Raw genomic sequence first — 17,781 nt, 5'->3', positions numbered from 1 at the left:
TCCCGCCGGGCGGTGAAAGGGATGCGTCGTGCCTTCGGCGTCGGCGAACTACCGTACTGTGCTGCGCACTTCGGGTGCCGTGGCCTTCTTCCTTCCCTCCGTGGCCGGGCGGGTGGGCCTCGCCATGACGGGGATCGGCATCGTCTGGCTGGTGCACGCACGCACCGGGTCGTACGCCGCCGCGGGTCTCGTCACCGGCGGATTCGCCGTCGCGGACGCCGTGGCCGGGCCTCAGATCGGTCGCCTCGTCGACCGGTTCGGGCAGACGCGGGTGCTTTACTGCGCGCTGGGCGCCCATGCCGGGGCCGTGGCACTGCTGCTCACCGGAGCCGTCGCGGACCTGCTCGCCGGTGTGCTCGTCGGGGCGACACTGCCCCAGCTCAGTGCCCTGTCCGCCGCTCGCTGGGCGGCGCTGCTGTCCGGCGGACGGGCTGCCGCGCTGCCCACCGCCTTCGCCCTGGAGGCCCTCGCCAACGGCGTGTCCTACCTGGCCGGGCCTGCCCTGGTGAGCGTCCTCGGGGCAGCGGGCCATCCCAGCGCCGGGGTGCTGCTCGCCGCCGGGCTCGTCGTCGGCGGCGGACTCGCCCTCGCCGTCCAGCACCGCACCGTGCCGCCCCTCACCGGCCATGCCGAACGCCGGCACGCCGGACGCGCCCTGCTGCGCTCCGCATTCCTGCGGCAGGTCGCGCTCGGCCTCGCGCTCGGGATGTTCTTCGGTGCGATGCAGGTGTCCGTTGCCGCGTACGCCGTCCAACGCGGTACGCCGGACGCGGCAGCGCTGCTCTATCTCGCCTCCAACTGCACCAACCTGGTCGGCGGCTGGGCCTACGGGGCGTGGCGCCATGGCGGCCGCCCCCGGCGCCGTCAGGCCGTGGCCGCCGCCTGCCTCGCCCTCGCGAGCCTCCCGCTGACCTTCCTCGACACGCCCCTCGCGGTCGGCGCCACCCTCGCCCTGACCGGACTCGCCGTGCCGGTCCTGCTGATCCTCGCCTCCGTCCTCACCGAGTCGTCGGTCCCGCGCGCCGTCCTCACCCAGGCGTTCACCTGGACCGGCTCCGCGAGCGCCGCGGGATCAGCGGGCGCCGCGGCGGTCGCGGGGCGGGTGGTGGACGGGGGCGGAGCTCACGGCGGTTTCGGTGTGGCGGCGGGGGCCGCGGTGGTGATGACGGTCCTGGCGCTCGGCGGTCTGCGGACAACGGCACCGGGCGTGCCGAAGGCGTCGGCGCCGAGCGGATCGTGACGGATGACGTTGCCGCCGCGGTTACGGTGCGGGAGGGAAGTCCGCGCTGCGTGACGCGGCTTCGTAGCGGTGCAGCTCTTCGGACATGCCTTCCAACTGGCGGTGGACGGCGTCGTAACCGGCCGCGCCCAGCACCAGCCGGTGGGGAGGCTCGTCCTGATCCATGGCGTCCATGACGGTCCGCACTCCGCGGCAGGGGTCGCCGGGCTGCCGGCCGTCCTGACCGACCATGGAGGCACGTACGGACTCGACGAACGGCAGATAGGCGTCGACCGTCTCGGACACGGGCTCGTCGGCGAAGCCGGAGTACGCGCGGGTGCGGAAGGCGCCGGGTTCGACGGCCAGGACGTTGATGCCGAAGGGGGCCACCTCGTGCCGCAGCGCCTCGGTGAGGCCCTCGACGGCGAACTTCGCGGCGCTGTAGTAGCCGAAGCCGGGCACGCCCCGCAGGCCGGCGACCGAGGACATGTTGACGATCCATCCGCTGCCGCGGGCGCGCATGCCGGGGAGGACGGCGCGCAGAAGTTCGGTGACGGAGAAGAAGTTGAGTTCGAAGGACCGGCGGACATCAGTGTCGGACGTGCCTTCGACGGAGCCGTACCAGCCCCGGCCCGCGTTGTTGACCAGGACGTCGATGCCCTCGAAGCGCTCCTCGGCGGCCTGGACGGCCTCTCGTATCTGCCGGGTGTCGGTGACGTCGAGCGGCAGGACGAGCGCTCGGTCGCCGTGGTCACGGGCCCAGTCGGCGAGCAGATGCGGGCGGCGCGCGGTGAGGACGACGTTGTCGCCGCGTTCAAGGGCGATGTCGGCGTAGGCCGGGCCGAAACCACCCGGGGTACCGCCGGTGATGAACCAGGTCTTCATGCTTCCTCGCGATCACGATCCAGGGGGTGGGCGGCCCGACGGAAACGGTGGCAGGCCTACGGTGACTGCTAAAATAGAAGTAAGTAACTTTCACTTTAGCAGTGACTCTGGAGGGTGCCATGCCGAGCCGGATCCGGCTGGAGGACCGGGAGTGTCCGCTGTCGACCACCGTGCGGCACGTCGGCGAATGGTGGACGCTGCTGATCCTCCATGACGCCTTCGACGGCTATACGCGCTTCGACCAGTTCCAGCAGAGCCTGGGCATCTCCACCAGCATGCTCACCTCGCGGCTGAAGACCCTGGTCGCCGACGGCCTGCTGGAACGGCGGCCCTACCGGACGAACCCCGTGCGCCACGAGTACGTCCTCACCGAGCGAGGGCACTCCCTGCGACCCGTTATCGTCTCCCTTGCCGCCTGGGGCAATCGGCAACTCGCCCCGCAGGAACGGTCGATGATCCTCGTCGACGCCGAGACCGGTGAGGAGGTCGAGCCGGTCGTGGTCGACGCCCGTACCGGGAAGAGCCTCGACGACAGCGCTGCCTACGTCTTCACCGCCGGACCGGCCGCGGGCGAGACGATGCGGGCGCGCTATGCCGGACCGGACCGGCAGCGACGACCCTGAGCCCGGGTCGGGCCCGGCGTGTGTCTGCTTCCCGCCGAGCCAAGTGAACCTTCCCTCCCGTCCGCTACGTGTAGGTGCTGGCGGCGGCTCCCGGACATCCGGCCCAGCGGTGTGTTCAGCGACCCGGTCCATGTGCCCGCGGCTGCCTGACCCGTGCCTGACCGAGTGACGCGAGGGAAGAGAGAACCGCCGGGATGCACAACAAGGAGGCTGCCCATGTGCCACGTGACCAGGAGCGGAAGGTAGTGGGCCGGTACCGGCTGCTGTCCCTCCTCGGCGAGGGCGGTATGGGGACGGTGTGGCGGGCGTGGGACGAGACGCTGCACCGTGAGGTCGCGGTCAAGGAGGTACGGGCACCGACAGGACCGGCGGCTGCGTCCGTGGAAACCGAGCGGCTGTACAAGCGGCTCGAGCGTGAGGCATGGGCCGCCGCCCGGATAGTCAGCCCCCACGTGGTGACGGTGCACGACGTCGCCCATGACGACGGCCGCCCGTGGATCGTGATGGAACTCGTACGCGGGCGCTCGCTGGAAGACCTGCTGCGTGACGAGGGACCGCTGCCCGCGCGGCGGGTGGCGCAGATCGGTGTGAAGGTCCTGTCCGCCTTGCGCGCGGCACACGCGGTGGGAGTACTGCACCGCGATGTGAAGCCCGCGAATGTGCTCCTCTCCCACGACGGCAGGGTGGTCCTCACCGACTTCGGCATTGCCACGGTCGAGGGCGATTCCTCTCTGACCATGGCCGGCCAGGTGGTGGGCTCTCCCGAGTATCTGCCGCCCGAGCGTGCGCTCGGGCGGACTCCGGGCCCGGCGTCCGACCTCTGGTCGCTCGGGGCTCTGCTGTACGCGTCCGTGGAAGGCGCCCCTCCCTTCCGGCGGGACACCGCGTTCGGCACCCTGCGCGCTGTCGTCGAAGAGCAGCTTCCGGCGCCGCGCCGCGCGGGTCCGCTCACTGCGGTGATCGTTGAACTCCTGCGCAAAGAGCCCGCCGAACGCCTGCCCGCTGAACTCGCGGAGGAGTACCTGCGGCTGATCGCCGCGGGAGGCATGCCCCCGCTCATCCATCCCGCCACCGTGGCGGTGCCCACGATCGGCACCTTCGTGGCACCGACGGCCGGGCCGGGCACATTCTCCGCGGCACCGACGGCCGGGCCGGGCACACTTCCCGCAGCCACGCCGACCGGGCCGGGCACGTTCTCCGCTCAGCCCGCGCCCCCTCGGCAGCACCGCACCAAGCGTGGCGTCGTCGTGGCCGCCGCCATGGCGTGCGCGCTGGTCGTCGCCGGACTGACGTACGCATGGGTCGGCCGGAGCCATGAGGGACCGAGAGCCGACCAGGCGGCGACTCCGAGTGACCCGGCATCCTCCGCGAGCACCGGGGAGGATGCCGCCGCCACGTCGCCGGCGGTGCGTGTCACGGTGGCAGGTGAGAACACCACCTACGTGGGCCACTGCCCTGCGTCCGCCGAAGAAGCCCCGACCTTCACGGCGACGTTCACGGTGGACCGGACACCGGCCCGGATCACCTACCGGTGGGTGACGGAGGACGGTTCGGTGGTCGACCGGCAGTGGCGTGCCCTCGCGTTTCCCCGCGGCGGCGATCAGACGAAACGAGAAGCCGTACGCCTGACCGGCTACGCGAAAGCAGGGATCCTCGCCAGCGAGATCGGCGTGCAGGTCAAGGGCTCCGAAGAAAGTTTCTCGAACAAGGTGCCCTTTTCGGTGACGTGCCACTAGACGTCGGACACCACCACTCAAGTCCCGAAAGCGAAGGTGCATCGATGTCTGCACGACGTAGTGACGGAAAACGCCCGAAGAGTGCCGTGATCGGGTATGTGGGAATGGTCCTTCTGCTGGCGGTGCTGGCACTCTCGCTGGCCACAGGCGTCGCGTCCGACCTCACTTTCCAGTCGGCTTTCATCCTCTCCTTCGGGGTGTGCGCAGGGCTCGTCTGAAAGGCTGAGAGGGACTGATATCTGGTAGGTGAAGGAGCGCCGGGCCCGAACAGAGCGCCCGCCGGTCGTGTAGTTCGCCGTCACTGTTTCGGCACTGGGTCCGGCTTACGCTCGGCGCTCCGAAACCGAGAAGCCGACGGTTCATGGCCAGTCAGTCCCCGCCCTTTCTGGACAGGCCGCCGGTACGAAACAGAAGCAGGACCCTCAGATTATGACGCTGCTTGCGGGCATCGAAGAAAGTGCACTCCCGTCCGGCTCGGAGAGTGTGAATGAGCTGGTGGAACAGCATCGGGCTGCAGTGCTCGCCTACGCACGGAAGTTCCTGACGGATCACCACCTCGCGGAGGACATCGTCCAGGAGACGTTCATCAGGGCATGGCGCCACGCCGACCGGCTGCGCCACCAAGAGGGGTCGGTCCGCGGCTGGCTGCTCAAAGTGACCAGGAACCTCATCGTCGACCGCATGCGCAGTGCCTATGCCCGGCACGAGACGGTGACCAGCTACAGCCCCGACACCACGCTGCCGGACCAGACCGAAGCGGTCCTGAACTCCCTGGACGTGGTCTCCAAGCTGCGCCGTCTGTCCAGGGAGCACCAGGAGGTGCTTGCGCTCGTCTACCTCTGCGGCCGCACGATGAACGAGGCCTCGGTCCTGCTCGACGTACCGTCAGGCACCGTGAAGTCACGCCATTATTACGCGATTCGGGGGCTGCGCAGGCAGTACTCCTCACGCGCCTGACCTGACCGGACCGATCCGTGAGAGGGCGAGGCGCCGGCACGGCGGCGCCTCGCCAGGACCGGCGGCCCGGGAGCCGCGCCTTTCTCATCCCATTGTTCTTCTCACCGCGGACCGCCGTCGACGTCCTTCAGACGTTCCCGGATCAGATCGCCCTCGGGGTGGCCGAGCGAGTCGAGGATTGCCAACGCCTCGGTCCACGACTGACGCGCCTTGTCAGGAGATGCGGGGGAGTGGACGTTGCCGATGTGCACGAGTGTGTCGGCGATCAAATACGCATCGTTCAGGGAGCGATAGTGCCCCAGGGCCCGATGAAGCGCCCGCAAAGCTTCCGGCTCCCGCCCCAGGCGGTGATGGGCGACGCCCAGACTGTCCCAGGAGGCCGCCTCTACATTGAGATTGCCGATTCTGTGAGCGATCTGGACAGCTTGGCGGCAGTGTTCCACCGCGCCTTCGTAATCCCGCATGAGGATTCGTGTCCAGCCGACCTCGTTGGTGACGGATGCGATGCCGATCTCGTGATGTGCCTTGCGGTACAGGGCCAGGGCGGCTTCATAGTGCGTCAGCGCCTCCCCATGCGCTTCCCCCGCGTTCTTGAGGAAAGCCATGTAACGGTGAGACAGCGCCTCCCCCAGAAGATCGCCCTCCTCGGAGAAGAATTCCAGAGCCTTCCCGAGATGGTTCGCCGCCTGGGCGCGCTGTCCCGTGCGGCCCAGGGCGAACCCGAGTGATCTGTGCATCTGCGCCTGTCCTCGCGTATCGCCCGCGCGCTGTGCCGCGAGAAGTGCCGCACTCTGGATCTCTGTCTGTTCCTGACGGCGTCCGCTGCGGTCGAGGATCAGCTCGAGCACCGCCGCCAGCCGCCAGGGCCGTACGCCCGCGCCGTTGTCCGCGTCGCGGACGGCGATGGCGTGCAGGGCGGGCATCTCGTGATGCAGCCAGTCGGCCGCGTATGCGTTGCCCGCGAACGTCATGACCTGGGTTCCGGGTGCCGCCGCGGGGAGCGTCGGGTGCTCCCGGTGTGTGTTGATGGCGCTGGAAGCGTTGTGCGCGGTGTGCAGGTAGTGGTCGTAGAGCCGCTGCCGGGCACCCTCGACGACCCCCTCCGCGTCCTCGGCACGGGACAGCTCCTGGCTGAACTTCTTGAGCAGTTCATGGGTGCTGTAGTGGCCGGACCTGTACTCGATCCAGAGGCTGGCACGGTGCAGCTCCGACATGACCTGCCGGGTCCTCCTCATCGGCAGGCCGGTGAGGCTGGCCGCGGCCTGGAGCGACACGGTGTGGGACGGGCTCAGCCACAGCCGGCGGAACGCGTCGGCCGCGTGTCCGGTGAGGGCACGGTAGGACCAGGAGAAGACGGAACGGGTGTCCGTGACGGGGTCGCTCGCGCCGCTCAGCGTGAAGGCCTGGAGGCTGTCACGACTTCGTTCGAGTTCGGAGGCGATGTCGGCCAGCGGGGCGGTCGGGCGGCTCCCGGCGCGTGCGCAGACGATGGCGAGGGTGAGTGGCAGCCGGCCGCAGTGCTCGACGATCGCGAGCGCCGCTTCACGGGAGCGTTCGACACGGGCTCTGCCGAGTCTTCTGGTGAGGAAGTCGAAGGCGTCGGCGACCGTCAGGACGTCGACGTTCAGCAGACTCGCCCCGGCCGAGGCGACGAGGCCGGTGAGCTGTTCGCGGCTGGTGACGACCGTGAAGCAGGCCGGATTGCCCGGCAGGAGCGGGCGGACCTGTTCCGCGTTGCGCGCGTTGTCGAGGACGATCAGGCATCGGCGCCGTGCCAGCACACTGCGGTACAGCGCCGTCTGGCTGTCGAGGCCGGACGGGATGCGCTCGCTCGGGATGCCGAGCGATTCGAGGAAGTAGCAGATCGCCATCGACGGGGTGAGCGGATCGCCCGCCGGGTCGTACCCGCGGAGGTTGATGTAGAGCTGCCCGTCAGGGAATCGGCGGGCGGTGCGATGGGCCCAGTGCAGGGCCAGAGTGGTCTTCCCCACGCCCGGAGTGCCGCCGATCGTGACGGCTGTGTGGGTGCCGGCCGTCAGCAGGGAGTCCAAGTGCTCGATCTCCTCGCGCCGACCGGTGAACACACGTAGATCCGCGGGCAGTTGTGCGGGCCGTACCAGGGCAGGGCTCCTGTCGCCGTGAGCCGGGGCCGCCGAGGTGGCCGGAGGCGTGTCGTCGGCAGGGGAGGCCGTGCCGCGCAGGACATGGGCCTGCGCGGCACGCAGTTCGGGACCGGGATCGACACCGAGTTCGTCCGCCAGCCGCGTGCGGATGCGCTGGAACTGCTCCAGGGCCTGGGCGGTGAACCCCTCCGCGGCCAGCACACGGATGAATCCGGCCTGGAGGGCTTCGTTGAGCGAGTCCTCCTGAGCGGCCTGCCTGAGCAGCGGAAGCGCCTGCTCGGTCCGCCCGGAGGCGAGGGCGGCCGCGGCGGCGGCCTGAGCGGCACGTAAGAACTCCGCGTCGACTCCGGCGAAGTCGGTGTGCGACCGGAGGCCCGGCGGCAGACTGGCCGCCGTCGGGCCGCGCCGCAGTGACAGTGCCTGGAGCAACAGGTCGGCCGCTTCCCCCGGCCGGTCGCTCTCCACCGCTTCCTGGCCCGCGTCGCGCAGCCTGCGGAACCGGAGGAGATCGACCGCGTCCTCCCCGACGTCCAGCCGGTATCCGCCGGCCGCCCGGACGAGCACATGAGCATCGCTCCGCTGCGTCAGCCCGGGTTCGAGGAGCCGCCGCAGAGCCCCCACATGCCGGTGCACCACGTTGACCGCCCGCTCAGGTGGATCGTCGCCCCATAAGCTGTCGACGAGATGATGCAGCGGCACGGGCTGGCCTGCCTGGACCAGCAGCAACGCCAGTACGCTCTGCTGCTTCGGAGGCCCCAGGTGCAGCTCCGCTCCCTGACGCCAGACCCTCAGGGGCCCGAGGATCGCAAGGCGCAGCGAGTTCTCCTCGGCGGACGCCGGACCTGACTTCATTCTCGCACCCCGATCCGCCGGCTCGCCTGCGCCGCCGCGGTGTGCCGCAGGAACTCGGCCAGCACGGAGCCGTCGCGTTCCCCCAGACCCGCGGCCAGCGCCTGGTCGATCAGCCCGCGGTTCGTCTCCAGCTGGGCCATGGGTGCCCCCACGGACGACGCCAGCGCGTTCACCAGGGTGAGGTCCTTGGCGACCAGGGCCAGTGTCATGTGGATGCCGGCTTCCTGCGGCCGTACGAAGTTGTCCTTGTTGTAGAGGACGAAGGGGGCCGCGGCGGCGCTCTGGGTGAAGGCGTCGTAGGCGGCCTCCCGGTCGATGCCGGCGCGCTCCGCCAGTACCAGTGACTCGGCGAGGGCCGTGCCCAGGGACAGCAGCAGTGAGTTGACCGCCAGCTTCATGACGCTGCCCCGTCCGGAGTCGCCGAAATGGAGAACGCGGGTGGCCAGGACGTCGATGACCGGACGCACCTGGTCGAGCGCCCTCTTGGGGCCACCGGCCAGCACGGTGAGTTCGCCCCGTGCGGCCAGCTCGACCGATCCGGAGACCGGTGTGTCGAGCAGAACCGCCCCCCGCTCCAGCACACGGGGCACCAGGGACGTCACCGTCCGGGGAGCGATGGTGCTGGTCTCCAGGACCGTCGTTCCCGGGCGCAGTCCGGCCAGGAGACCGTCCGGCCCGCCGTAGACCTCGCGCACCGCAGCGTCGTCGGACAGGGAGACGATGACGATGTCGGCCGACGCGGCCGCCTCTCGCGGGCAGTCGGCCACCTGGGCGCCCGTCTCGTCGGCGACACTGAACGCCCGTTCCCGGGTCCGGTTTGTCACCGTGACGCCGTGCCCTGCCCTGCGCAGGCGCACCACCATGGGACGGCTGAGGCGGCCGATGCCGACGACGGCCACGGTGGGCAGGGCGTCCGTCATGCCTGGCCGCCGGTGAGGCTGAGGTTGACGCCGTTCGCCGCCGGGTTCTCCAGCAGGAAGCGGGAGCCGTCGACGATGTCCTGCATGGTGGGCAGCACACCGGTCAGTGTCCGTTGGCGGGCCACTTCGAGGAACTGCGTCTTCCCGGACCAGAAGGGGCTGTCGCCGACGGCGCCGGGGTGGATGGCGTTGACCCGGATCGGCGCCAGTTCCCTGGCCAGGGTCGCCACCAGCCCCACCACACCGGCGTTCACCGCGGAGACCGTCGTGGAACCGGGGTAGGGCGCGTCCTTGGCCATGCCGCCGTAGAGCAGCACCGAGCCGGCGGGGGAGATGCGCGTCCGCAGCGCGTGGACGACCGTCGTGTAGCCGACGATCTTGGACACGGCCAACTCCGTCGCTCCATCGATGTCGTAGTTCTCGACGGTGTTGCTGTCGCGCCGCATTCCGGACAGGACGACCGAGTCCACGTGGTCGATGTCGCGCAGCGCTTCCGCGATCTCGTCGGGCCTGGAAAGATCGACCGCGATACCGCGCACGGAAGCGGCATCGGCGTCGGAGGCAAGTTCCGCGGCCACCTTCTCGGCGCGCGCACTGTCGCGGCCGGCGATCACCACGGACGCGCCACGCCGTGCGTACGCGGCAGCCAGCGCGCGGCCTATTCCGGCGGTTCCGCCGACGATCAGGACCTGGTTCACCATGACAACCCTCTCGGTGAGGAGCAGTAAGCGGGATCGCTGTTCAGGTTGCTGCCGAACCTCTATCGAGTCCAGCGAAAATTATTGACAGGTGTTATCGGAGATAGCGATCATTCATCAATGGAATTACGGCAATTACGCTATTTCGTCACCGTGGCCGAAGAACTGAGTTTCACCCGCGCCGCCGCACGTCTCTTCGCCGCGCAGTCGACCGTGTCGGCGGCCGTCCGCGCCCTGGAGGAAGAGCTACAGGTGTCGCTTTTCGAGCGGTCGACCAGGTCGGTGGCCCTGTCCGCGGCGGGAACGGTCTTCCTGCCGGAGGCCAAGGCTGTCGTCGAGGCTGCGGAGCGCGCCAGGGAGGTCGTCGGCGAAGCGTCGAAGAGCCTGCGGGGCAGTCTGCGGATCGGCACGATGACCCGCATCACGGCTCTCGACCTGCCACGCCTGGTCGGGGCGTTCCGGCAGCGTCATCCCCTGGTCGACATACAGATCCAGGTGTCGAGCAGCGGAGCCGGCGGCATCGCCGAGGACGTGCGCCGTGGCCGGCTGGACGTCGGCGTCGTTGCCCTGAACTCCACCGAAGCCCATGACCTGGACCTGCGGCAGTTCGCGACCGTCGCGTACGTGGTCATCCTGCCCGCCGACCACCCACTGGCGCGGCGGGAGCGCATCGTCCTGGAGGACCTCGCCGACGAAAACTTCGTCGAGGCGGCGAGCGGCTTCGGCACCCGCACCGCCATGGACCGGGCCTTCGGAGACCTCGGCCTCACCCGCCGCGTGTCGGTGGAGATCACCGACATCGCGACGGCTGCCTCGTACGTACGGGCCATCGGCGGCGCGGCCGTCGTACCCCGCTACGACGCCGGGGACATGACGGGCGTCGTGGTCAAGCCGCTGGCCGGACCCGCGCCCACGATCGCGCTGTCGTTCGCGGTCCGAGCAGGACGGCCCCCGAGTCCCGCCGTCTCCGCCCTGCTCGACCTCAGCTCCAACTACACACGCGACGACGGCACGTTCTGAACCGGCCGGGAACCGTGGCGTCACTGCCGGCGCATACCGTCGCGGCAGGATCAGGCAAGGACTCGGGAGAAACCTGCTGTCGCCCGAAGCGGGGGAGCGATTGCCTTGGAAGCACATATCCGACGGGGCTTTCGAGGCCCCGTTATGTGCGGGAGGCACACATGAAGACAGCCGTCATCACCGGCGCCAGCTCCGGCATCGGCCAGAGCACGGCCGTCCTGCTCGCCGAGCGCGGGGTGGGCGTCATCCTGACCTACAGCTCCAATGAACAGGGTGCCAAAGACACCGTCGCGCGGATCGAGCAGTCGGGCGGCACAGCCGTGGCACTTCCCCTGGACATCGGTGACACCGCCGGCTTCCCGGCCTTCCGCGAAGCCGTGGCGCGCGTCCTGACGGAGACCTTCCGGCGCGAGTCGTTCGACCACCTGGTCAACAACGCGGGCTTCGCCGGGACGGCGATGATCGAGGACACCGGCGAGCCGGAATTCGACCGGCTCACCGACGGCCTGTTCAAGGGGCCGTTCTTCCTCACCCAGAGCCTGCTGCCGCTGCTCGCCGACGGCGGCACCGTCGTCAACCTGACCAGCAACTCGGCGTCGCCGCACGTGACCGCGCCCGGATACTCCGTCTACGCGGCACTCAAAGGCGCCGTGGTCGTGCTGACCCGCTACATGGCCAAAGAGTTCAGCACCCGCGGGATCCGCGTGAACTCCGTCGCCCCGGGTGCGACCCGTACCCGCTTCGCCGATGACGCCTTCGGCAAGAACCCGGAGATCATCCCGGAACTCGCCCGGACCTTCGCGCTCGGCCGTGTCGGCGAGCCGGACGACATCGGCATGGTCATCGCCATGCTGACGTCCGAGGAGGGACGGTGGATCACCGGACAGAACATCGAGGTCTCGGGCGGCCAGAACCTCTGACCGCCGTACGCCCGCCGACCACGTGTCGGCGGCCGCACGCCCGCCGGCCGCCCGTCGGCTCACACGCTCTGGCCGTGCGCCGCCTCGCGGCAGTCGGAAGGTGCGAGACTGACCCCATGTCCCTGGAGGAGATGCGCCGGCTGATCGACCGGCATGCGCGTCCCGGCATGACCACGGCGATCGACGGTGTCCAGGCATGCCGGTTCGCGCACTCGGCCGCACCCACGGCAGGCATGTCGGGAACCGTGCTCGCGGTCATCGCCCAGGGCGGCAAGCGTCTCGCCCTGGGCGAGCGGCTGTACGAGTACCGGCCGGGCCAGTACTTGGTCACCTCCGTCGACCTCCCGGTCACCGGACAGGTGGTCGACACGGGCACGCCCACTCTCGGCTTCGGGATGACTCTGGAGCCCGCCGACATCGCGGCGCTGCTGCTGGACGCCGACCCCGACGACCTGCCCCCGCCGGTGCCGTCCGCCGTACCGGCCGGCATCGCTGTCACCCGAGCCCCCGCGGACTTGTCGGACGCGATCGTGCGGCTGCTGCGTCTGCTCGACAGACCGGCTGACCGTAAGATCCTCGCCCCGATGGTCAAACGCGAAATTCTCTGGCATCTGCTGCGCGGGGAGCAGGGTGCGGCGATCCGTCAACTCGGTCTGGCCGACAGCGGCTTGACCCACATAGGCCGCGCCGTGCGATGGATCCGGGACAACTACGCCACCGCGTTCCGAGTCGAGGACCTCGCGCGGATCGCCAGTATGAGCGTGTCCGCCTTCCACCGGAACTTCCAGGCGGTGACCGGCCTGAGTCCGATCCAGTTCCAGAAACGGATCCGTCTGCAAGAGGCACGCCTGCTGTTGGCCGGGCATCCGTCCGACATCACCGGTATCAGCTTCACCGTCGGATACGAGAGTCCTTCCCAGTTCAGTCGCGAGTACCGGCGGATGTTCGGCACACCACCGAGCCGGGACGCGGTCCGACTGCGCGCACTGCCCGTACAACCGGTCACCGCCCTGCCCTGACGGGCTGATGCGACGCCCCTCTTCGCGCACACCTTCGGGCTGTCGCGAGAACCGGTGACCCGGATCAGGCCTGGGCAACGTGTAGTGGCTATGTCATCAGAGAAACACGCTCCGCCTGCCGTATCGCTCCCGACCGCCACCGACCCGGATGTCGTTTCCCTGGCGGCCGAAGTCGGGGGACGGCTGTTCTGGCCCGGTGATCCCGCCTACGACGAGGCATGCCGAACGTACAACCTGCTCACTCCGCTGACGCCGGCCTTCGTGGTCAACGCGCACGCGGCGGCGGACGTCCAGGCCGTCGTACGTTTCGCGGCACGACGAGGACTGGGCGTGGCCGTCCGCGGCGGTGGCCACAGCGTCGTCCGCCCCACCGAGCACGCGGTACTGATCAACCTGGGCGAGATGAAAGGGGTCACCGTCTCGCCCGCCCTGCGCACCGCTCGGGTCGTGGGCGGGACGCTGTGGCAGGAAGTGGTGGATCAGGTGGCCAAGTACGACCTGGCGCCGCTGAACGGCTCAAGCGTCACCGTCGGCGCGATCGGCTTCTGCCTCGGCGGTGGTCACGGCCCAGTCCTCAGCAGGAAGTACGGGTACGCCAGCGACCACGTCATCAGCCTCGATGTCGTGCTGGCCAGCGGCGCTCTGAGGCGGGTCACGGCCGAGTCCGACCCGGAGCTGTTCTCCGCCCTGCGGGGGAGCAGAGGCAACCTCGGCGTGGTGACGGCCATCGAGATCCGGCTCTTCCCCGTCTCGCGCTTCTACGGCGGAGGGCTGTGGTTCCCGGGTGAGCGGATCGCTGACGTACTCCGCGTCTGGCAGTCGTGGGCGGCACAACTGCCGGACGACTTCTCCACCTCGCTGGCCGTTCAGCGCATGCCCGACCAGGAGGGCGTGCCCGAGCCGATGCGCGGCACATTCCTGGTCCACGTCCGCGCCGCTTACCTGGGTGACGAGGAGCAGGGGGAGGCGCTGCTGTTTCCTCTGCGCGTCCTCGGGCCCACGGTTCTCGACACGATCCGGGAGACGCCGTACCGGGAGGTGGGGAGCGTTCACATGGATCCGCTCTCGCCTCTTCCCTATGTCGATCGCAGCATGGGGCTGCGCGAGCTGACACCGGAGGCGATGGAGCGGTTCGTCGAACTGACGGGGCCCGACTCGGGTTCTCCGCTCACCGTCGTGGAGATCAGGGCGTTGGGCGGCGCGCTGGACAGGGCGCCGACGGCTCCGGACTCGGTGCCCAGCCGTGGCCTGCCGTACCAGCTCTTCGCCCTCGGGCTGGCGACACCGGACCGGACCGGCTCCATGCGCGAGGCCGCCGACGCCGTCGTCGAAGGGATGCGCCGGTGGAAGCAGAACAGCGGCATGGTCAACTTCCTGACCCCCGAGGAGGCGACCACCCCTGAGGGCGTCCAGGACGCTTACGGGGCGGAGCGGTACGCCCGGCTCCTGAGCATCAAGCAGGCGTACGACCCGGCGAACCTCTTCAGGGTCAACCACAACATCCAGCCCACCGACGCGCCGGACACCGTAACGATGTGAATCGATGACCTGAGCGGCCGGCCTGGGCTCCGGGCGGGTATCCCTCGGCGGGGCGGGCGACCTGACGTCGTCCGCCCCGCACCAGGTGGCGCATCCGAAGGAGACGCGATGGGCACCGGCGGTGTGGACACCGGTGCACAGCAGTGGGCCGCCGCCTCACTGCGGCGAGGCCGCGGAGGCCTCAGGGGAGGCGGAGGCCGTGCTCTCGCTGATGGCCGTATAGAGAGCACGTGCGGACGAGTTCAGTCGGGGGCCTGCCAGCCACACCGGGTCGGCAGGCCCGATCGAAGTGTTGCTGATCAGGGCCAGCTCTCCGTCGGGCCGCTGGGCGAACCAGCCGCCACCCGACGCTCCTGCGTTCATCGTGCAGCCGATGCGGTACATGGTGGGCGAGTCGGGCCCGAGGGACAGGCGCCCGGGACGGTCCTGGCACGTCCAGAGGGTCTCTCCGTCGAACGGGGCCTCAGCCGGATATCCCCACGCCTTGACCGCCGGAATGTACGTGGCGGACGGTGCGTCGAACCACAAAGGCACCGCCTGCCCGACCACTTGCTCGAGGGAGCCGCTGCCACTGGGCGGCCTGACATGCAGGACCGCGTAGTCGAAGGACGCGCCGCCGCCTCTTGCGTCGCGGCCCTGGCGCATCCACTCGGGCGAGGTCCTGGCCGCGTCCGCCCACCACACTCCGAGCGGAGCGACCTCTTCCGTGGTAGCGGCCTGCCTTTCCTCGCCGGTCAGCCCGTCGCTGTTGTACGCCGGTACGAACACGATGTTGCTGAACCAGTCACCGCCGGCCCCGCCGTGGACGCAGTGTCCGGCCGTCCAGACGAGGTCGGAGGCGCCCGGCTGCGCCGGATCGTCCACGACGGTGGCGGAGCAGACGCCCGGCCCGTCGTCCGAGTCGAAGAACAACTTGCCCACGACGGGCGCCGTCCGCAGATACGGAGACGGCTGGCCGCTCGCCTCGACAGCCTCCGGCTCCGGGTCCGTCTTCCCCGCGTCCACCGCCATGCCATCGCTGACGAGCATGTCCTCAGCGGCCGCTTCACCCATCCGTTCCGACGACCACAGGCCGGCCACGACCGGATTGGAGAACAGCGCGTCCTTGCCGCCGTCGGCACCGCACCCGCTCGACGCGAGGGCGAGCAGGACGAGAACGGCCGCGACAGCGCCGGTACGGACGCGCCGCCCGGCTCCCTTGCCCTCACTCATGTGTCACCAACTCCTGCCGCGGCACACCGGCGCGCCGGACGAGTACGAGATACGAGTCATGTGTGCGTCGTGGTGAAGCGGGAGGACGGCGCGGGCCGCCGGCGGCGACATCCACCGCACGCCGGGGCTCGCGCCTCCTCGCTGCAATCACCAACCGGACAGGCTCAGTTGAAGAAGCGCACCGACTCGACGCTCTTCAACCCGGTGCTGCCGAGCAGGTCCGCGACGTCTCCCTCGACGAACTTCGAGGTGCCCGTGCAGTCCGGTCCGTCCCAGACCTTGACGAAGCCCCCGCCGGTCTGGAGCGAGCCGTCGAACCGTACGTTCTGGCAGCCCGGACCGGAGACGCCCTGCGACGCGTCGAGGAAGTTCGTCTCCTCGAAGAGGGTCACGTTGTCGGCGGGGTCGGAGGTGGGCGACGCCTGCTGCGAGGGGTCGTCCGTCGTCCCTCCCGCAGCGGCGCCGCCCCCCTGCGCCTTTCCTCCGTCGGGCGTCACGCCGAACCAGACGTTGTCGACGCCCTGCCCCTTGGTGTCACCGGGGTTGACGTCCTTGCTGAACAGGTAGACGGGCCAGCCCCCGACGGTGACCTGGAAGCCGCCGTCCCGCTCGATGAAGCCGATCCGCGACTTGTCGATCCCGTCGATGAAGACCTTGCCGTTGCGCGCCACCAGGTACGGAGGCCAGGTGGTGGCACACGCGCCGGTGCAGTTGGAACGCGAAGGGCTGCTGGTGTCCTTGTCGAACCTGTACAGGGTGAAGCCCTTGCCGTTGACGATCACGGGGTCGAGGTCGCCCGCGGTGCCGGCGCTCAGCTGCACCCACTTGCGGATCACCGGCTTCTGAGCCGTGGCAGCGACGGACGGCGCGGCAGCGGCGGCGAAGTCACCGGCGCTCATGTCGGCCTTGTTCTTCTCAGCGGTGCCCTGCTGGAAGTTGAGCTCGCTGGTGGCTTCCGCCGCGGCGCTCGCGGCTTCGTCGTCACCGTTGCAGGCCGACAGGAGAAGTGTCCCCGCCATGACGGCGGTGGCCAGCGAGATGAAGCGCGAACGAAGCATGATGACTCCCCGAATTGGTTAAAGGGTTCGATGCCGGCGTAGGTACGCAGCCTTGAGGCGCGGCTGAACAGCCGCGCAGCGGCGCCCCCGCTCACCCCTCACACGACAAGGCCGCCTCGCAGGGTTCAATCCGTCCCTCGGCGACCGCACACGTGAGGACGCCAACTCGTCCCTGCGGCCCTCCAGTTGTCGACAGCTTGCATCCTCCTTATCGAAAACGTACTGTCGAAAACGAGTTTTCGTAAACAACCTCGAAGCGAACCTCGGAGCGCCAAGCGCCAAGCGCCAAGCGGCGCTCGCGGAACAGCGGCGGGCAGACGAAAGGCACTGATGAGCAAACAGGCAGCGACCACCAACCGGCGCAAGCGGCTGACGGAGGAGCGTGAGCGCGAGATCCTCGACGCCACGTTCGACCTGGTCGCCGAGGTCGGCTACGAGCAGGCGACCGTGGACGAGGTGGCCAGGCGCACCAAGGCGAGCACGGCCACGCTGTACCGGCAGTGGGAGAACAAGCCCAAGCTGGTCATCACGGCGATGCGGGCGCGCAAGTACCCGCCCCTGCCACCCATCGACGCGGGCAGTCTGCGCGATGACTTGGTGACGCTGGCCCGCCTGCTGCCGGAGCCGCACCCGCAGGGCGCCCCGACCCTGGGGATCTGGCAGGCGGTCGGGGCCGACCCGGCGCTGGCCCGGGCACTGCGGGAGGTCCTGTTCGCGCCCTACCTCGACGCGCTGCGCACCATCCTGGCCCGCCACGTCGAGCGCGGCACGATCCGTCCCGGCAATCCGGCCCTGGCGCACGCCGAGATGTTCCTGCTGGGCAGCGTCTTCGTCGAGAAACTCTTCAGCGGCAGGGAGGCCGACGCCGATCAGCTCATCGCGGTCATGGACGCCCTGCTGCTGCCCGCGCTGACCAGCGGCAGCTGACCCTTCATCTCTTCCGGTCATCTCTTCCGGCCGGCTTCCTCGGACCGGCCGGACCGTCATGGAAAGACAAAGG

The 17,781-nt window shown here is 69.6% G+C and carries 16 protein-coding genes; 10 read left to right on the top strand and 6 right to left on the bottom strand.

The annotated features are described in order from the left end of the window. The first annotated feature begins 28 nt into the window (after positions 1–28). The gene (locus tag ACFV6E_RS21320) at positions 29–1,240 is read left to right on the top strand and encodes an MFS transporter (RefSeq protein WP_385164408.1); all 1,212 of its coding nucleotides are present in this window, start codon (positions 29–31) and stop codon (positions 1,238–1,240) included. Positions 1,241–1,261: 21 nt separating this feature from the next. Here the strand turns inward: ACFV6E_RS21320 and ACFV6E_RS21315 are convergent, their stop codons facing one another. After that, complete coding sequence (locus ACFV6E_RS21315; protein WP_385463581.1) at positions 1,262–2,104, bottom strand: SDR family NAD(P)-dependent oxidoreductase; 843 nt, start codon at positions 2,102–2,104, stop codon at positions 1,262–1,264. A gap of 119 nt (positions 2,105–2,223) precedes the next feature. Between ACFV6E_RS21315 and ACFV6E_RS21310 the strand changes: the two genes are divergently transcribed. The 4 genes from ACFV6E_RS21310 (at position 2,224) to ACFV6E_RS21295 (ending at position 5,420) form a co-directional block, all read left to right on the top strand. Further along, positions 2,224–2,727, top strand: a complete 504-nt coding sequence (locus tag ACFV6E_RS21310) for a winged helix-turn-helix transcriptional regulator (RefSeq protein ID WP_385164413.1) — start codon at positions 2,224–2,226, stop codon at positions 2,725–2,727. A 194-nt stretch (positions 2,728–2,921) separates the two neighbouring features. Continuing rightward, positions 2,922–4,463 (top strand): serine/threonine-protein kinase, encoded by a 1,542-nt coding sequence (locus tag ACFV6E_RS21305; protein WP_385463579.1) that lies wholly within the window; start codon positions 2,922–2,924, stop codon positions 4,461–4,463. Positions 4,464–4,507: 44 nt separating this feature from the next. Next, positions 4,508–4,681 (top strand): hypothetical protein, encoded by a 174-nt coding sequence (locus ACFV6E_RS21300; protein WP_385463576.1) that lies wholly within the window; start codon positions 4,508–4,510, stop codon positions 4,679–4,681. A gap of 211 nt (positions 4,682–4,892) precedes the next feature. Continuing rightward, complete coding sequence (locus tag ACFV6E_RS21295; protein WP_385164422.1) at positions 4,893–5,420, top strand: sigma-70 family RNA polymerase sigma factor; 528 nt, start codon at positions 4,893–4,895, stop codon at positions 5,418–5,420. Positions 5,421–5,521: 101 nt separating this feature from the next. Here the strand turns inward: ACFV6E_RS21295 and ACFV6E_RS21290 are convergent, their stop codons facing one another. From ACFV6E_RS21290 to ACFV6E_RS21280, 3 genes are read right to left on the bottom strand one after another with little or no spacing between them, the layout of a single operon-like run. Continuing rightward, complete coding sequence (locus ACFV6E_RS21290) at positions 5,522–8,395, bottom strand: BTAD domain-containing putative transcriptional regulator (protein WP_385463573.1); 2,874 nt, start codon at positions 8,393–8,395, stop codon at positions 5,522–5,524. Next, complete coding sequence (locus tag ACFV6E_RS21285) at positions 8,392–9,315, bottom strand: NAD(P)-dependent oxidoreductase (protein WP_385164428.1); 924 nt, start codon at positions 9,313–9,315, stop codon at positions 8,392–8,394. The genes ACFV6E_RS21290 and ACFV6E_RS21285 overlap by 4 nt, the downstream gene beginning before the upstream one ends. Continuing rightward, a complete protein-coding gene (locus ACFV6E_RS21280) occupies positions 9,312–10,016 on the bottom strand; it encodes an SDR family oxidoreductase (RefSeq protein WP_385164430.1) in 705 nt (234 codons plus the stop codon). Before ACFV6E_RS21280 ends, ACFV6E_RS21285 begins: the two co-directional genes overlap by 4 nt. A gap of 117 nt (positions 10,017–10,133) precedes the next feature. Here ACFV6E_RS21280 and ACFV6E_RS21275 point away from each other — a divergent pair, with 117 nt between their 5' ends. The 4 genes from ACFV6E_RS21275 (at position 10,134) to ACFV6E_RS21260 (ending at position 14,511) form a co-directional block, all read left to right on the top strand. Next, positions 10,134–11,033, top strand: coding sequence for a LysR family transcriptional regulator (locus ACFV6E_RS21275; RefSeq protein WP_385164432.1), 900 nt, complete (start codon positions 10,134–10,136; stop codon positions 11,031–11,033). Positions 11,034–11,194: 161 nt separating this feature from the next. Beyond that, positions 11,195–11,953 (top strand): SDR family NAD(P)-dependent oxidoreductase, encoded by a 759-nt coding sequence (locus ACFV6E_RS21270; RefSeq protein WP_385463570.1) that lies wholly within the window; start codon positions 11,195–11,197, stop codon positions 11,951–11,953. Between the two features lie 116 nt (positions 11,954–12,069). After that, positions 12,070–12,972 (top strand): AraC family transcriptional regulator N-terminal domain-containing protein, encoded by a 903-nt coding sequence (locus tag ACFV6E_RS21265; protein WP_385164438.1) that lies wholly within the window; start codon positions 12,070–12,072, stop codon positions 12,970–12,972. Between the two features lie 90 nt (positions 12,973–13,062). Continuing rightward, positions 13,063–14,511, top strand: a complete 1,449-nt coding sequence (locus tag ACFV6E_RS21260) for an FAD-binding oxidoreductase (RefSeq protein ID WP_385164441.1) — start codon at positions 13,063–13,065, stop codon at positions 14,509–14,511. 156 nt (positions 14,512–14,667) lie between these two features. Here the strand turns inward: ACFV6E_RS21260 and ACFV6E_RS21255 are convergent, their stop codons facing one another. Together ACFV6E_RS21255 and ACFV6E_RS21250 are read right to left on the bottom strand one after the other, a co-directional pair. Continuing rightward, complete coding sequence (locus ACFV6E_RS21255) at positions 14,668–15,723, bottom strand: trypsin-like serine peptidase (protein WP_385463568.1); 1,056 nt, start codon at positions 15,721–15,723, stop codon at positions 14,668–14,670. 164 nt (positions 15,724–15,887) lie between these two features. Beyond that, positions 15,888–16,781 (bottom strand): hypothetical protein, encoded by an 894-nt coding sequence (locus ACFV6E_RS21250; protein ID WP_385164447.1) that lies wholly within the window; start codon positions 16,779–16,781, stop codon positions 15,888–15,890. A gap of 330 nt (positions 16,782–17,111) precedes the next feature. On the opposite strand from ACFV6E_RS21250, the gene ACFV6E_RS21245 reads away from it, so the two are divergent. Further along, a complete protein-coding gene (locus ACFV6E_RS21245) occupies positions 17,112–17,708 on the top strand; it encodes a TetR/AcrR family transcriptional regulator (protein ID WP_385164450.1) in 597 nt (198 codons plus the stop codon). The last annotated feature ends 73 nt before the right edge of the window (positions 17,709–17,781 follow it).

This window comes from Streptomyces sp. NPDC059785, from assembly GCF_042732375.1.
Taxonomy (GTDB): domain Bacteria; phylum Actinomycetota; class Actinomycetes; order Streptomycetales; family Streptomycetaceae; genus Streptomyces.
This window is presented reverse-complemented; position numbering and strand designations above follow the sequence as displayed.

Bases quoted from the DNA above. Each gene is read 5' to 3' on its own strand.
- ACFV6E_RS21305 (WP_385463579.1), top strand. From the start codon at position 2,922: ATGCACAACAAGGAGGCTGCCCATGTGCCACGTGACCAGGAGCGGAAG.
- ACFV6E_RS21285 (WP_385164428.1), bottom strand. From the start codon at position 9,315: ATGACGGACGCCCTGCCCACCGTGGCCGTCGTCGGCATCGGCCGCCTC.
- ACFV6E_RS21245 (WP_385164450.1), top strand. From the start codon at position 17,112: ATGAGCAAACAGGCAGCGACCACCAACCGGCGCAAGCGGCTGACGGAG.
- ACFV6E_RS21310 (WP_385164413.1), top strand. From the start codon at position 2,224: ATGCCGAGCCGGATCCGGCTGGAGGACCGGGAGTGTCCGCTGTCGACC.
- ACFV6E_RS21315 (WP_385463581.1), bottom strand. From the start codon at position 2,104: ATGAAGACCTGGTTCATCACCGGCGGTACCCCGGGTGGTTTCGGCCCG.
- ACFV6E_RS21280 (WP_385164430.1), bottom strand. From the start codon at position 10,016: ATGGTGAACCAGGTCCTGATCGTCGGCGGAACCGCCGGAATAGGCCGC.
- ACFV6E_RS21265 (WP_385164438.1), top strand. From the start codon at position 12,070: ATGTCCCTGGAGGAGATGCGCCGGCTGATCGACCGGCATGCGCGTCCC.
- ACFV6E_RS21260 (WP_385164441.1), top strand. From the start codon at position 13,063: ATGTCATCAGAGAAACACGCTCCGCCTGCCGTATCGCTCCCGACCGCC.
- ACFV6E_RS21295 (WP_385164422.1), top strand. From the start codon at position 4,893: ATGACGCTGCTTGCGGGCATCGAAGAAAGTGCACTCCCGTCCGGCTCG.
- ACFV6E_RS21275 (WP_385164432.1), top strand. From the start codon at position 10,134: ATGGAATTACGGCAATTACGCTATTTCGTCACCGTGGCCGAAGAACTG.
- ACFV6E_RS21300 (WP_385463576.1), top strand. From the start codon at position 4,508: ATGTCTGCACGACGTAGTGACGGAAAACGCCCGAAGAGTGCCGTGATC.
- ACFV6E_RS21250 (WP_385164447.1), bottom strand. From the start codon at position 16,781: ATGCTTCGTTCGCGCTTCATCTCGCTGGCCACCGCCGTCATGGCGGGG.
- ACFV6E_RS21290 (WP_385463573.1), bottom strand. From the start codon at position 8,395: ATGAAGTCAGGTCCGGCGTCCGCCGAGGAGAACTCGCTGCGCCTTGCG.
- ACFV6E_RS21270 (WP_385463570.1), top strand. From the start codon at position 11,195: ATGAAGACAGCCGTCATCACCGGCGCCAGCTCCGGCATCGGCCAGAGC.
- ACFV6E_RS21255 (WP_385463568.1), bottom strand. From the start codon at position 15,723: ATGAGTGAGGGCAAGGGAGCCGGGCGGCGCGTCCGTACCGGCGCTGTC.